This window comes from Halanaerobium polyolivorans, assembly GCF_020711195.1.
In the GTDB taxonomy this organism is placed as follows: domain Bacteria; phylum Bacillota; class Halanaerobiia; order Halanaerobiales; family Halanaerobiaceae; genus Halanaerobium; species Halanaerobium polyolivorans.
Map to the genome: position 1 here is coordinate 207702 of NZ_JAJFAT010000002.1, position 14732 is coordinate 222433.

Consider the following 14732-nt stretch of genomic DNA (forward strand, 5'->3'; position numbering starts at 1 on the left):
GAAATTTACTAGTGAAAGCATTGACTTTTAAACAGGGGATCCATCCTAGCTATAATAAAGAATTAACTAAGGATAAGCCTCTGAAGAATGCAAAGCGACCTGAAGAGGTGCTCATACCAATTAAACAGCATATAGGAGCACCATTAGATTTATTAGTAAAAAAAGGTGATCAGGTTGATTTAGGCCAGAAAATTGCAGATAGTGAAAGCTTTGTCTGTGCACCAATTCATGCATCAGTATCGGGAAAGGTAAAAGAAATTCGAAAAGTTACTGATCCTGGTGGTAATACTGTTGATGCAGTTGTAATTGAAGCTTCTGCTGAAGAAGATGAAAAATTAGTTTCAAACTTAGAAAAACATCAAAATCTTGATAATTTAAGTCCAGATGATATTAGAAAGATAGTTCGTGAAGCTGGTATAGTGGGTTTAGGTGGAGCTATGTTTCCAAGCCATGTCAAACTTGCAGTACCTGAAGATAAAAATGTTGAATATGTTATTTTAAATGGTGCTGAATGTGAGCCTTATTTAACAGTTGACCATAGAGTGATGGTTGAAAGACCTAATGCAATTGTTTTTGGTTTAAAAGCGCTTATGAAAGCTGTAAATGCTGAAAAAGGCTTAATCGGGATTGAAGATAATAAAATGGAAGCAGTAGAAAGTATGCAGGATGCAGTTGCAGATGAAACTAATATTGAGGTTAAGCTTGTTGAAACAAAATATCCTCAGGGTGGAGAAAAAATGTTAATTGAAGCCTTACTGGAGAGAGAAGTACCTGTAGGTGGTTTACCACTTGATATTGAAGTTGTTGTTAATAATACTTCAACAGCTGCAGCAGTCGCAGATGCAATTAGAGAAGGTAAGCCATTAATTGAAAGATCAATATCTATAACAGGTAGAGGGATTGAATCTCCCTGTAATTTAATTTTTAGAATTGGAACTAAATTGGCTGATTTAGTTGAGCAAGCCGGTGGATTAAAAGAGAACGCAGCTAAAGTTATTGCTGGTGGTCCGATGATGGGAGCTGCTCAGAAGAACCTAGATGTTCCTGCAGTTAAAGGGACATCAGGACTTTTAGTTATGCTAGCTGATGAAGTTGAAGATTTTGATCCAGATCCTTGTATTAATTGTGCTAAATGTGTTGACCACTGTCCAATGTATTTAATGCCAACTACTTTAATTAAATATGCTAAGAATAATATGGTTGAAAAATTAGAAGAATATCAAATCTTAAATTGTATTGAGTGTGGTTCTTGTTCCTATGTTTGTCCATCAAAAATACCGCTTGTCCATTACTTGAGGTTGGGTAAATCTCAGGCAATGGCTAAAAGGCGAGAAGAGAAATAAGGAGTGTTAAGATGAATAGTGCAGAATTAGTAGTAACATCCTCTCCCCATGTCAGGAGTGAGGATTCAGTACCTAAGATAATGTGGTCAGTAGTTATTGCTCTGCTGCCGGCATTTTTTGCCTCTGTATATTTTTTCAGTGCTAGAGCAATTTCAATTGTTTTAGCTGGAATTGCTGGTGCAGTAATAAGTGAATACATATTCCAAAAAGTACGCGGCAAAAAAATAACAATAACAGATGGAAGTGCAGTTGTAACAGGTTTGCTTTTAGCTTTAACACTTCCTCCAACCATACCCCTCTGGGCGACTTTTTTAGGAGGAGTAGTTGCTATAGTTATAGGAAAACAAGTTTTTGGGGGAATTGGCCATAACCCATTTAATCCAGCTTTAATCGGTAGAGCTTTTATGGTAGCAGCTTATCCGGTTTTAATGACCGATTGGGCTGTAGATGGTGTTTCAACCGCAACTCCACTTGCTTTAATGAAATCAGATGGAATTGCTACTGATACCTGGAGACTTTTTGTCGGTCAAATTGGTGGTTCACTTGGTGAAACATCTGCTTTGGCTTTACTTTTAGGTTTTTCATTTTTATTATACAAAGGTTATGTAAATTGGAGAATACCTCTTTCGATGATATCTACAGTATTTTTAATGACCTTTATTTTTGGTCAAAATCCTGTTTTTCATATTTTTGCAGGTGGTTTAATGATCGGTGCTTTATATATGGCAACTGATATGGTATCAAGTCCTACCACAAAATTAGGTCGTTATATATTTGGAATTGGAGCAGGTGTAATCGTAGTTGTAATTAGACTTTGGGGTGGTTATTCTGAAGGTGTCTTATTTGCAATTTTGTTGATGAACGCGGCAGTACCTTTAATTAATCGATATACAAGACCTCGTAGTTTGGGAGAGGTGAAATAAATGGAAAAGAATAGCAATTTAAGTTTAATTTTAACTTTAGTGACAATCGGTCTTGTTTCAGCTTTTATTTTAAGTTTTGTTTATTTATGGACAACTCCATATATTGAAGCAAATCAGGCTGAAGTAAGAAGAAGAGCTATCAATGAAGTTTTACCTGGAGCTGAAGAGATTGAAGAGATAGATATTGATGGAGAAATTTTTTATGAAGCTTATGACCAAGATAATCGTCAAATAGGAGTTGCAACCCAGCATTCTGGGGCAGGTTATAATGGAATGATTGATATCATGGTTGGGGTTAATCTTGATGATTCAAAAGTATTAAACATTAGTATTGTAAACCATGAGGAAACCCCTGGTTTAGGGGCAAGAATAACTGAAGAAGGATTCAGAAGTCATTTTCAGGAAAAGCCATTTGGTGATTATCAAGCTGTTAGTACTGAGCCGACTGATCCAATGGAAGTAGAGATCATTGCAGGTGCTACAATTTCTTCAGAAGCAGTAATTAAAATTGTAGAAAATGCGGTTGAAAAAATAAATACTGTTTATGGAGGGAGATAATAATGACCGAAAAAGCAAAAAGTTTATTTCAAATATTTAAAAATGGTCTTTGGAAAGAAAACCCCGTTATGGTATTAGTTATTGGGATGTGTCCAACTTTAGCTGTAACCAACACAGGTGCAAATGGTTTTGCAATGGGAATTGCTACAGCTTTTGTGCTTATATCTTCAGAAATTGTTATATCTATTATTAAAAATTTAATTCCTAGCAATGTTAGAATTCCTAGCTTTATTTTAATCATTGCTACCTTTGTGACATTTACTGATTATTTTGTGAGAGCATTTTTTCCAACTATTGCAGAATCATTAAGTATTTTTATTCCTTTAATTGTTGTTAACTGTTTGATTTTAGGAAGACAGGAAGCTTTTGCTTCTAAAAACCCTACCCATAAAGCAATTGCAGATGCAGTAGGAATGAGTGTAGGTTTTACCTGGGTATTAACCCTGCTGGGAATTATTAGAGAATTTTTTGGAATGGGATCAATTTTTGGTCTGCAGTTATTAGGTGAATGGTACAGACCGATGGTTATTATGCTGCTTCCCGGTGGAGCATTTCTAACATTAGGTTTAATGGTTGGTATCTATAAACATCTTAGTAGGGAGGGTTAAATGATGGAAGAATTTTCTCAAATATTACTTTTGTTTATTAGTACTATTTTAGTTAACAATTTTATTTTAGTTAGATTTTTAGGGATCTGTCCCTTTTTAGGTGTCTCTAAGCAGATTGAAACTGCTTTTAGTATGGGCTTAGCTACAACCTTTGTTATGACTTTAACTGCTGGAGCAACTTGGATGATAAATACATATATACTTGAAGCTTTTAATCTACCATTTTTGCGCTATGTATCATTTATTATAGTTATTGCTTCATTAGTTCAGTTTGTAGAGATGTTTATTAAAAAAACCAGCCCTGTTTTATATAAAGCACTTGGAATTTTTCTGCCTCTAATCACTACTAACTGTGCTATTATGGGACTGGCATTATTAATTCCACTCAACAATTATAGTTTTATTGCAAGTATTGTATTTGGTTTTGGTGCTGGTGTTGGTTTTACCTTGGCAATTGTTTTGATGGCAGGATTAAGAGAAAACTTAGAATTTGGCGATGTACCAGAAGCCTTACAGGGAGTGCCAATCACTTTGATGATTGCAGGTATTTTGGCATTATCTTTTATGGGTTTTGCTGGTATGATCGCAATGTAGTGGAGGTGGCAGAGAAATAAATGAATTCAATATATTTTTACTCAATGATTAGTATGGGTGGTATTGCAGCCTTGCTTGCAGGAGGACTGGGTTTTGCTGCAAATCACTTCCATGTAGAAAAAGATCCTAGAGTAGCTAAGGTAGAAGATGCCTTACCAAGTGCAAATTGTGGAGCTTGTGGATATGCTGGTTGTGAGAGTTTTGCTGAAGCGGTTGTTAAGGGAGAAGCACCTGTTGGTGGTTGTCCGGTAGGTGGAGATAGTGTTTCCACTGAAATAGCTGACATTATGGGCTCTGAAAATGAGAGTTCGGAAAAAGTAGTGGCAGAACTTATCTGTGCTGGTGGACTAAAAGAAACCAAAAAGTCAGGTAAATATGATGGGATAAAAAGCTGTAAAGCAGCCCATCAGGTAAATGGTGGTGAAAAAATTTGTCAGTACAGCTGTCTTGGTTTTGGGGATTGTGAGGCAATTTGTCCTTTTGACGCTATTTTTATAAATGATAATGGTTTACCTGAAATTGATCCAGATGCCTGTACAGGTTGTGGTAAATGTATTGATGAGTGTCCAAGAAATGTTTTGCTCTTAGCTCCTTATCAAGCAAAAAATCACATTCGATGTTCATCACATAATATAGGTAAAATTGTTCGCAAGACATGTGAAGTAGGTTGTATAGCCTGTAGTCTTTGTCTTAGAGCGTGTCCGGTTGATGCAATAGAAATGAAAGATAATCTGGCCGTTATTGATTATGAAAAATGTGTTAACTGTGGAATCTGTGCCGATAAATGTCCAACTGGAACAATTGAATTTCAGGGAGAAAGAATTCAAAAAGTAGAAATTAATGATAATTGTGTTGGCTGTACTCTATGTGCTAAAGCATGTCCTGTTGAGGCAATAGAGGGTGAAATTAAAAAACTACATGAAGTTGATCAGGAAATTTGTATTCAGTGTGGGCTGTGTTATGAGGCCTGTAATGTAGATGCAGTTGATCTTTTTTATGAATCAGATCTAAGTTAAAATCATTAAATTATTTGGAGATAAAAAAATATTTTAAGCAAAATATAATATATCTTAAAGATTATTGAACCCGGCCATTAATGGTCGGGTTTTCTTCAGCTTATAGTGTGGACATAAGCATTGAAAGATGTTAAAATATATAGTAATGACAGGAAAAAGAAATTAGTGGTGAATTATTTTGAGAATACTTGATATAACAACGATTTATGATAAAATATTAATTATCATTGTTGTAATTGCCAGTTTGATTATGCTGCTTATACCATTTTATTATTTTCGAGCATCTGAAGATGATGAATTATATTTAATAGTTCAGCAGGATAATCAGATTGTTAGGGAAGTGCCTTTAGCTGATAGTTATGATAGTCCAATTCATTTTACTGTAGAAGGTCCAATTGGAATTCATCATATAGAGATCAATCAGGGTAGAGTTAGGGTAGAAGCACCACCTAATGATCCCCTAAAGATATGTGAGAAAACAGGCTGGATAGATAGAAAAGGGCCTGTTATTATTTGTGTCCCAAACCGTTTAAGTCTTTGGATTGAGAGCACTAATTCCGATATAGATGGGATGAGTTGGTAAAATGAAAAAAACAAAAAAAATGGTTGTTGTTGCTCTTTTAATAGCTCTAGGTTTAGTACTGCATCTTGTTGAAAGCATTTTTCCCCTAGCGGCTTTAATACCTGGGGCAAAACTGGGCTTAGCAAATATTGTAACTTTAATTGCCCTTGTGCTTTTTGGTTTTGTTTCTGCTTTTCAGGTTTTAATATTTAGAGTTATTCTGGCTTCATTATTGGCAGGAAGCTTTATGACAATTAGTTTTTATCTAAGTTTTAGTGGTGGTTTATTAAGTTTTTTACTAATGTATTTAGCTTATAATTTTTCTAAAGATAAACTAAGCTTAATAGGGGTTAGTATAATTGGTGCAGTAGCACATAATACTGCTCAGGTTATCGCTGCTTACTTTATAATCGAAAATCCGGGTATATTTTATTATCTACCCTTTTTAACACTTTTTGCAATCCCAACAGGATTTAGTATTGGTTTAGTAAGTCATTTTACCATTGATTATTTACCAAGTTCTTTAAAACAGGGGGTGAGCAAATGAGCGAAGAAATAGAAGAAAAAAAATTGGTTTTAGCTTCAGGTTCACCAAGAAGAGAAGAAATATTAAAACAGCTAAAATTAAAGTTTACTATTATTCGCCCTAAAATTGATGAGAACAATTTTAATGGAGATAGACCTGAAGAGCTGGTCAAAATATTAGCAGAAAAAAAAGCAAGATCAGTTATGGATATTGCTGAAAATGCTCTGATAATAGCTGCAGATACCATTGTGGTTTTAGATGGTAATATTCTCAACAAACCTGCTGATGCTGAGGAAGCTAAAAAGATGCTGCAGCGATTGAGTGATAGAAAACACCAGGTTATCACTTCATTAGTAGTTTTAGATTCAGATAGTGGTGAGATTATGGTGGAATGCAATATAACAGATGTTAAAATGCTTGAATTAAGTAATGATGATATAGATAGATATTTGAGTACTGGTGAAGCAATGGATAAGGCTGGTGCTTATGCAATTCAGGGTTTTGGTGCTTTGTTTATAGAATCTATAAGTGGATCTTATTATTCAGTTGTCGGCTTACCTATTCATCAATTAGCAAAGTTATTAAAGAAATTTAATTATGGAATCCTATAAGAGAAAGGAGCTTTTTTGATGGAGGGCCCAGATAAGGGATTTACCATCAAAGAATTACCTGTTGAAGAGAGGCCAAGGGAAAAAGTATTAAAAAAAGGCAGCAGTTATTTATCTAATGCTGAATTGTTGGCTTTGATAATTAGAACTGGAAATAGAAATAGAACTGCAGTAGAGTTATCTCAGGATTTATTGAACTATTTTGGAGGACTTAGAGGAATCTTAGACTTAAGCTCTGAAGAACTGCAGGAAGTTAAAGGAATAGGTATTGCTAAATCTGCTCAAATTATTGCAGTTATTGAGCTGGCAAAAAGAATTGCTTCAATTAAAAATTATAAAAAGGATTTGGTTAGCAACCCTGCTCAAGCTGCAGAACTTTTAACATCAGAGATGAGGTTTTTAAAACAGGAAGTTTTAAGAACTATTTTATTAGATGTTAAAAATAGGGTGATTGCTGTACCCGAAATTTCTAAAGGTGGGCTTAGCAGTTCAATAGTTCACCCTAGGGAAGTTTTTAAAGAAGCAATTAGAAGAAGTAGTGCTGCAGTTATTCTAGTTCATAATCACCCCAGTGGTGATCCCAAACCAAGTGCTGATGATATAAATATTACTAAAAAACTGCAAAAAGCTGGGGAGATCATTGGAATTAAAGTAATTGATCATATTATTATAGCTGGTGACAAGTTTTTAAGTTTTAAAGAAGAAAATTTGATTAAATAAGATAGATGTTATTATTCGAAAGGGGTATTTATTAAATGGTTTTTAAATTTCTTAGTGCACCGTTTTCAAGAGATATGGGTGTTGATTTAGGAACAGCTAATACACTCGTTTATATTAAGGATAAAGGAATTTTAATTCGAGAACCTTCTGTTGTAGCTTTAAAAAAGGACAAAAACGAGGTGCTGGCAGTTGGTAATGAAGCAAAAAGAATGATTGGTAGAACACCAGGAAATATCATTGCTGTTAGACCTATGAAAGATGGTGTTATAGCAGATTTTGATGTTACCGAAAGTATGCTGCGTTATTTTATAACCAAAGCTCATAAAAGAAGTAGGATGGTCAGGCCAAGAATTATAATTTGTGTTCCCTCAGGAGTCACTGAGGTAGAAAAAAGAGCGGTTATAGATGCTGCAATTCATGCTGGAGCTAGAGAGGCATATTTAATTGAAGAGCCTATGGCTGCTGCAATTGGAGCCGGATTACCTGTTCATGAGCCTACTGGTAACATGATTGTAGACATTGGAGGTGGAACTACTGAGGTAGCAGTGATTTCTTTAGGAGGGATTGTTACAAGCCGTTCTATCCGTATTGGTGGTGATGATATGGATACTGCAATTGTCCAATATGTGAAAAGAACATATAATTTAATGATTGGGGAAAGAACAGCCGAAGAAATTAAGATCGATATTGGTTCAGCTTTTTGTGATAATCCAGAAGGAGTTAAAGAAATTAGAGGTAGAGATTTAGTTAGTGGTTTACCAAAAACTATAGAAATTACAGCTGGTGAGATTCAAAATGCTCTTAAAGAACCAGTTTTAAATATTATTGACTCAGTAAAAATGACCTTAGAAAAGACTCCACCTGAACTTGCTTCAGATGTGATGGATAGAGGAATTATTTTAACAGGAGGGGGAGCTCTACTTAAAGGGCTTGATACACTTTTAAGAAATGAAACTCAAATGCCCATTCATATAGCTGATAATCCTCTAGACTGTGTTGCAAAAGGAACAGGAATTGCTTTAGAAGAAATAGATGAATTGAAAAAAATACTAATTACAAACAAAAAATTAACATAAGGGGGGAGCCTGTTGTATAAATTTGACAGGAACTCTTTAATAATTGTCGCTCTCTTATTAATATTAATTTTAACTTTGTTATTTGTCTTTATAAATGATATTGAAATTCCTTTTGTAAATTGGTTTGGTGATATAATATATAATTTATTAACACCTATTTTAAATTTATTTAATAATATTATCAGTAGAATCCAGAACTTTTTTAATATATTATTTTCTATTAATGAGATTCAGGAAGAAATAACTTTCTTAAGACAGCAAAACCAAATTTTAGAAAGACAGATAATGTTTTTGAGCAATTATGATCGTGAAAATAAGAGGCTGCGAGAACTCCTTAATTTTAAAGAAAAAGTTGAGTATGATATGATAGGAGCAGAAGTAATTGCTAACTCTCCTTCTGTTTTTGAACAGCTAATAACCATCAATAGAGGCAGAAGAGATGGCCTGGAAGAGAGAATGCCAGTAATCACTTATAATGGATTTTTAGTTGGCAGGATAGATCATGTAGGCAGCAGCTCTGCTCAGGTCAGATTAATTACTGATAATCAATTTGTAGTTGGTGGTGTAGTGGCAAGAAGTGATTCTCGAGAAATAGGTTTAGTTAGAGGCTCAGGTAGAAGAGATAAAAATAATACAATGGATAATATTGCCTGGGATGCAGATATAGAAATCGGAGATGTTATTTTGACTTCAGGTTTATCAAATAATTTTCCTGAAGGACTTAAAATTGGTCAAATAATTAATTTAGAAACTGATAATTATGGTTTATCTCAAAAAGCAGAATTAGAGCTTGATATTTATTCTGTAACTATTGAAGAAGTTATGGTCATTAAAAACTTTTAAGCTAATCAATAAAATTAACTGGAGAGATTAAATTGAAAATTTATTTTAAAAATCTTATCATTATGGTTTTACTTTTAATCTGCCAGTTATCATTAGGAGTAATTTTCCCTAATTTATATTTGGTGCCTGATTTTATTTTGATTTTTATAGTATTAAAAGCAATTTTTAATGGCTCAAAACAAGCTATGATTTATGGTTTTTCCGGAGGCATATTACAGGATGCTTTTTTAGGCACATTTATCGGTATCTTTACTCCGGTAAAAACTGCAGTTGCTTTTCTTTCAGGACTACTTTCAGGCAGGTTTTTTCCAGAGAATCTTTTAATCCCTCCTTTAGGTGTTTTCCTGGCAACAATAGTTCATCAATTTTTATATATCTTGTTGAAAGAAAATTATTTATTTAATATTAATATTTTAGTAGTATTTAGAGAATTGATCTTACCGATGGCTGCTTTAAATGCTCTATTGACTTTTGCTTTTTATTTACTATATATTTTTTTAGGAAGGCGGAATATTAATTGGATAGACTAAAAATACTAAGAATTATAATTTTAGTTATATTTATTATTTTAATTTCTAGAGCAGCTTATCTACAGATAATTAATGGAGATTATTTTTTCAGATTGTCTGAAGGAAACAGAATTTCAGTACGTCCAATTAATGCTCCCAGAGGAAAAATTATAGATAGTCAGGGTAAAGTGATCGTCTCTAATCGTTTAACTTATAATCTATATTTAATGAGGAACGAAATTCCACCGGGAGAATCTTCAGAAGAAATTTTAGCAGAACTTTCAGAGATTAGTGGTATAGATTATCAAAGATTAATCAATAATTATCAAAATACTGATGTAAAAAGTGTTATTGAGCCAATTCTTTTGGCCAGACATCTTTCCAAAGAAGAGATGGTTGTAATAGTAGAGAATAATGATTTGCTTCCAGGTATTATTGTTCAGGAAGCATCATTAAGAGATTATATTTATCCAGAAAATATGGTCCATACTACAGGCTATATTGGAGAAATAAACCGCAATGAATTAATATCTTTTAATGAATTAGGATATAATTATAGAGCTGGAGATTTTGTTGGTAAAAGTGGTTTAGAAAGACAATATGAATTTTATCTAGCTGGTCAAGAAGGAGCAGAACAAATAGAGGTAGATAATCGGGGCCAAAAAAAGCAGACTCTTGGCATTAGAAAGCCTATTGCCGGCAATGATTTAACTTTAAATATAGATTTTGAGCTGCAGCTTTCTCTTGAAGAAATATTAAAAGAAAATTTTGACCGCTTGCGGTTGGAAGCTGAAGATGATGAAGAAAGAATCAAACCAACTGCAGCTGCTGCTATTGTAATGGACGTAAATAGTGGAGCTATACTGGCCAGCAGCAGTATTCCCAATTATGATTTAAATTTATTTGCAAAAGGTATTTCTAGTAGTGACTATCAAAAACTTTCAAATGATCCTTTAAGACCAATGCTTGATAGGACAGTTATGTCAGATTATCCTACTGGATCAATTTTTAAATTAATTACCGGAGCTGCTGCAATGGAAGAGCTCGGAGTAAGAGCTGATAGCAGTTTTTATGATTCCTCAGGCAGATTTTATATACCTAATTGGTCTCGACCTTTTAGAAACTGGCTTGATAGGGGAGAAGGCCAACTTGACTTTGTTAAGGCTATGGCTCGTTCAAATAATATAGTTTTTTATGAGTTAGGTCATGAACTTTACAAAGAATATAGGGGTGATAAATTAGCAGAATATGCCCGAAAATTTGGTTTGGATCAAAAAACAGGTATTGATCTGCCATCAGAAAGATCGGGCTTAGTACCCGATGATCAGTGGAAAAGAGAAACATTCAATGAACCTTGGTATCCAGGGGATGCTGTTAATCTTTCTATTGGACAGAGTAATTTGCTAACTACACCTATGCAAATTGCACAGTTGTTTTCTGTTTTTGCAAATGAAGGAATTTTGTATAAACCACAATTAGCTGATAAAATAACTTCTCCAGAAGGTGAAGTGGTTCTAGATATTGAGCCATATATAAAGGCAGATCTGCGTTCTGAAATAAATGATTCAACTTTTGCAGCCCTTAATCAAGGCCTTTATGATGTTGTAAATAAAAGTTATGGAACTGCTTCTCATCATTTTTTGAACTTTCCAATTGAAGTAGCAGGAAAAACCGGAACAGCTCAAACTTCAAGAGCCTTAACAAATCATGCCTGGTTTGGAGCTTTTGCTCCTTATGAAGATCCTCAAATTTCTGTAGTTGTTTTATTAGAAAATGGAGGCTCGAGTTCTTTTTCAGTTCCGATTGCCAGAGATATTATAGCAAATTATTTTGGGGTTGATGAAGAAGATGAGTGAAAATAGATAAAACTAAAGCTAAAAAAGATTAAAGTTAAAATTGATGAAGGTATTTTAGTTATATTAAAGAATATAAATAACTAAGTGCATATAATTGAGGAGAGATTTTATGAGTTCAGTTTTTTCTTTTCAGGCAGTATCAGATGGAATAGTTATGAATTTTCGCAGTGGTAGTACCTTTGGTAGTATAAAAGAAGCTGTTAGCTTACATGCTTCTCAAGCTTCAGATTTTTTTAATGGAGTTAATTTATACCTAAATCTAAGTGGTTTAGAGCTGGCTTTTGAACAATTACAGTCATTAATGGAAATTGTGCAAAATTACAATAGGGTAAATAAAATTTACTTTACAGCTAAAGAAATTAAAAGCGAAAACAAAGAAACTGTTCCAAAATCTGAAGCAGTAATTATTAATAGAACATTGCGTTCTGGTCAGATGGTAAAAAATCAGGCCAATGTTGTAATCGTTGGTGATGTTAATCCTGGTGCTGAAGTAATTGCTGGTGGTGATATTATAGTTTTTGGCCGTTTAAGGGGTGTTGTTCATGCAGGGGCTGGAGGCAATGAGGCTGCTCAAGTAGCTGCTTTAAGATTAGATCCAACTCAACTGAGAATAGCTTCTTTTATTGCTAGATCACCAGACGATAATCATAGTTCAGACTTAGATCCGGAAAGAGCATTTATAAAGAATGATAGTATAATGGTAGAAAAGATTTAATTATAAATCAGGGGGGATATAATTTGGCAGGCAAAACAATTGTTGTCACTTCAGGAAAAGGTGGAGTAGGTAAAACAACATCTTCTGCAAATATTGGTACAGCACTTGCTATGAATGGTAAAAAGGTTTGTTTAATAGATGCTGATATTGGGTTGAGAAATTTAGATGTTGTGATGGGATTAGAAAATAGGATTGTTTATGATATTGTTGATGTAGTAGAAAATAATTGTCGTTTAGAACAGGCTATGATTCGTGATAAAAGATATGATGGTCTTTACTTATTACCAGCAGCCCAAACCAGGGATAAAACTTCTGTAACCCCATTTCAGATGAAAGAATTACTAGATAATTTAAAAGAAGAAATGGATTATGTAATAGTTGATTCACCAGCTGGGATTGAGCAGGGATTTAAAAATGCAATATCTGGTGCTGATAGAGCAATAATTGTCACAACTCCAGAAATTTCTGCTGTTAGAGATGCAGATAGAATTATTGGCCTTTTAGAAGCTGAAGGTCTGCGAGATCCAGAAGTAATAATTAATAGGATCAGAGCAGATATGGTTGATAGAGGTGATATGATGGGTATAGACGATATGATTGAAATTTTAGCTATTGATCTACTGGGAATAGTTCCAGAAGATGAAGGTATTGTAGTTTCGACAAATAAAGGTGAACCTATTGCAATAAATCAAAAAGCAAAAGCTGGATTGGCATATAGAAACATTGCTAAAAGAATAATGGGAGAAGATTTACCAATAATGAAATTAGAAAAAGAAGGTTTTCTTTCTAAATTTAAGAAATTAGTTGGCTTATCTTAATTTAAGGGGGGAGTAAAAATCGATATTCTAAAATGGCTCGGCTTAAAAAGTGATAAAGACAAATCAAGTAAAAATGTTGCTAAGGAAAGACTTCAATTTGTACTTGTTCAGGATAGAATAAAGTTAACTCCAGATGAAATGGATGCAATGAGAGAAGAATTAATCGGAGTATTAAGCAAATATATCGATGTAGATTCTCAAAAAATAGAAATGGATGTAAAACGAGAAGATGAAATGACAGCTTTAGTAGCTAATTTTCCCCTTAAAGGTTCAAAATAAGGGATTAATTTAATAATTTTAAGGAGCTTTATGATGTCTTGGAAGAAAAAATTTCTACATTATTTAAATTTTAATGTACCTTTGACTGTTTTTTTATTGATTATAATAGGTTTTTTATCAATTAGTTCTGCTGTAGAAATTAATCAAGTTGATTCCAATGCTCTTGTGTTTTTGCAAAGGCAGGCAGTCTCAGTTGTATTGGGGCTGCTAGTGGTTTTTATACTACAGGCTTATGATTACAGAATTTTTAAAGAGTATGCAGCAGTAATTTATCTGCTGATGATTGGTCTCTTAAGTTTTACCCTCTTAATGGGTAGAACAGTTGCTGGTGGGAAAAGATGGATCAGCATTGGACCAATTAACTTTCAGCCCGCTGAATTGGCAAAAATAATGTTAATTTTAGTTTTGGCTACTGTAATTGATAATAATTCAGATGATATGGGTTATCTTAAAGGAATGTTTTGGCCTTCAATAATAGCCTTTATACCATTTGTATTAGTTGTGCTCCAGAATGATTTGGGGACTGCACTGGTATTATTTTTTATTTATCTAGTGATGCTCTTTGCAGGTGGAGGTAATATAAAGTATATGGCCCTAGTGTTTGGCAGTGGTTTTTTAATTATTGTCCTCATTATCAGTGCTCATGTAATGCTCGACACACCTTTACCATTTTTACAAGAATATCAGTTAAATAGACTAATAGTATTTATCAATCCAGATATTGATCCTTTCGGTAGTGGCTATAATATTATACAGTCAAAAATTGCCTTAGGTTCAGGTCGTTTAACTGGTAAAGGACTTTTTGCAGGAACTCAAAATCAACTTAATTTTTTGCCAGAAAAACATACAGATTTCATATTTTCTGTTATTGGAGAAGAATTTGGTTTTATGGGTTCAGCTCTTGTAATTCTTTTATTTTTGTTTTTGCTCTGGCAATTTTTGAAAATTGCTGAAGAAGCAAGGGATAGATATGGTTATCTGGTGGTTATTGGAATCACGGCTATGTTCTTATTCCATGTTCTAGAAAATATCGGTATGACAATGGGGATAATGCCGATAACTGGAATTCCACTCCCTTTTATTAGTTATGGAGGTACATTTATGATGACTTCTTTAACTGCGGTTGGTATAATAATAAATATAAATTTAAGACAAAACAAGTTAATGTTTTAATAGAT

18 protein-coding genes are annotated in these 14732 nt (G+C 33.7%); all 18 read left to right on the forward strand.

Features of this window, described 5'->3' with window-relative positions:
* Nucleotides 1–11: 11 nt before the first annotated feature.
* The 18 genes from rsxC to rodA all read left to right on the forward strand — a co-directional run bounded on the left by rsxC (nucleotide 12) and on the right by rodA (nucleotide 14727).
* Nucleotides 12–1343, forward strand: a complete 1332-nt coding sequence (gene rsxC / locus LJ207_RS02620) for an electron transport complex subunit RsxC (protein ID WP_229343827.1) — start codon at nucleotides 12–14, stop codon at nucleotides 1341–1343.
* A gap of 11 nt (nucleotides 1344–1354) precedes the next feature.
* Nucleotides 1355–2266, forward strand: a complete 912-nt coding sequence (locus LJ207_RS02625) for an RnfABCDGE type electron transport complex subunit D (RefSeq protein ID WP_229343828.1) — start codon at nucleotides 1355–1357, stop codon at nucleotides 2264–2266.
* Nucleotides 2267–2824, forward strand: a complete 558-nt coding sequence (locus LJ207_RS02630; protein WP_229343830.1) for an RnfABCDGE type electron transport complex subunit G — start codon at nucleotides 2267–2269, stop codon at nucleotides 2822–2824.
* A gap of 2 nt (nucleotides 2825–2826) precedes the next feature.
* Nucleotides 2827–3432 carry an electron transport complex subunit RsxE gene (rsxE, locus tag LJ207_RS02635; protein WP_229343831.1) on the forward strand — a complete coding sequence of 202 codons (606 nt, stop codon included), beginning with the start codon at nucleotides 2827–2829 and terminating at the stop codon, nucleotides 3430–3432.
* A gap of 3 nt (nucleotides 3433–3435) precedes the next feature.
* Nucleotides 3436–4026: an electron transport complex subunit RsxA gene (gene rsxA, locus LJ207_RS02640; protein ID WP_229343883.1), complete on the forward strand. Its 591-nt coding sequence runs from the start codon at nucleotides 3436–3438 to the stop codon at nucleotides 4024–4026.
* Nucleotides 4027–4046: 20 nt separating this feature from the next.
* The gene (locus LJ207_RS02645; protein WP_229343833.1) at nucleotides 4047–5042 is read left to right on the forward strand and encodes an RnfABCDGE type electron transport complex subunit B; all 996 of its coding nucleotides are present in this window, start codon (nucleotides 4047–4049) and stop codon (nucleotides 5040–5042) included.
* A 178-nt stretch (nucleotides 5043–5220) separates the two neighbouring features.
* Nucleotides 5221–5625, forward strand: coding sequence for a NusG domain II-containing protein (locus LJ207_RS02650; protein WP_229343835.1), 405 nt, complete (start codon nucleotides 5221–5223; stop codon nucleotides 5623–5625).
* Nucleotide 5626: 1 nt separating this feature from the next.
* The gene (locus LJ207_RS02655) at nucleotides 5627–6151 is read left to right on the forward strand and encodes a Gx transporter family protein (protein WP_229343837.1); all 525 of its coding nucleotides are present in this window, start codon (nucleotides 5627–5629) and stop codon (nucleotides 6149–6151) included.
* Entirely contained in the window at nucleotides 6148–6741 is a 594-nt protein-coding gene (locus tag LJ207_RS02660; RefSeq protein ID WP_229343838.1) for a Maf family protein, read from the forward strand. Before LJ207_RS02655 ends, LJ207_RS02660 begins: the two co-directional genes overlap by 4 nt.
* Nucleotides 6742–6759: 18 nt before the next feature.
* A complete protein-coding gene (radC, locus tag LJ207_RS02665; RefSeq protein WP_229343840.1) occupies nucleotides 6760–7458 on the forward strand; it encodes a RadC family protein in 699 nt (232 codons plus the stop codon).
* Between the two features lie 35 nt (nucleotides 7459–7493).
* Nucleotides 7494–8534: a rod shape-determining protein gene (locus tag LJ207_RS02670; RefSeq protein ID WP_229343841.1), complete on the forward strand. Its 1041-nt coding sequence runs from the start codon at nucleotides 7494–7496 to the stop codon at nucleotides 8532–8534.
* Nucleotides 8535–8546: 12 nt separating this feature from the next.
* A complete protein-coding gene (gene mreC, locus LJ207_RS02675; protein ID WP_229343843.1) occupies nucleotides 8547–9377 on the forward strand; it encodes a rod shape-determining protein MreC in 831 nt (276 codons plus the stop codon).
* Between the two features lie 32 nt (nucleotides 9378–9409).
* Complete coding sequence (gene mreD, locus LJ207_RS02680; RefSeq protein WP_229343844.1) at nucleotides 9410–9907, forward strand: rod shape-determining protein MreD; 498 nt, start codon at nucleotides 9410–9412, stop codon at nucleotides 9905–9907.
* Nucleotides 9895–11742, forward strand: a complete 1848-nt coding sequence (gene mrdA / locus LJ207_RS02685) for a penicillin-binding protein 2 (protein ID WP_229343846.1) — start codon at nucleotides 9895–9897, stop codon at nucleotides 11740–11742. The genes mreD and mrdA overlap by 13 nt, the downstream gene beginning before the upstream one ends.
* A gap of 109 nt (nucleotides 11743–11851) precedes the next feature.
* Nucleotides 11852–12457 (forward strand): septum site-determining protein MinC, encoded by a 606-nt coding sequence (gene minC / locus LJ207_RS02690; protein WP_229343848.1) that lies wholly within the window; start codon nucleotides 11852–11854, stop codon nucleotides 12455–12457.
* A gap of 23 nt (nucleotides 12458–12480) precedes the next feature.
* Nucleotides 12481–13275, forward strand: a complete 795-nt coding sequence (gene minD / locus LJ207_RS02695; protein WP_229343849.1) for a septum site-determining protein MinD — start codon at nucleotides 12481–12483, stop codon at nucleotides 13273–13275.
* Nucleotides 13276–13299: 24 nt separating this feature from the next.
* Entirely contained in the window at nucleotides 13300–13554 is a 255-nt protein-coding gene (gene minE, locus LJ207_RS02700; RefSeq protein WP_041595797.1) for a cell division topological specificity factor MinE, read from the forward strand.
* Nucleotides 13555–13587: 33 nt separating this feature from the next.
* Nucleotides 13588–14727 carry a rod shape-determining protein RodA gene (gene rodA / locus LJ207_RS02705; RefSeq protein WP_229343851.1) on the forward strand — a complete coding sequence of 380 codons (1140 nt, stop codon included), beginning with the start codon at nucleotides 13588–13590 and terminating at the stop codon, nucleotides 14725–14727.
* Nucleotides 14728–14732: the final 5 nt, after the last annotated feature.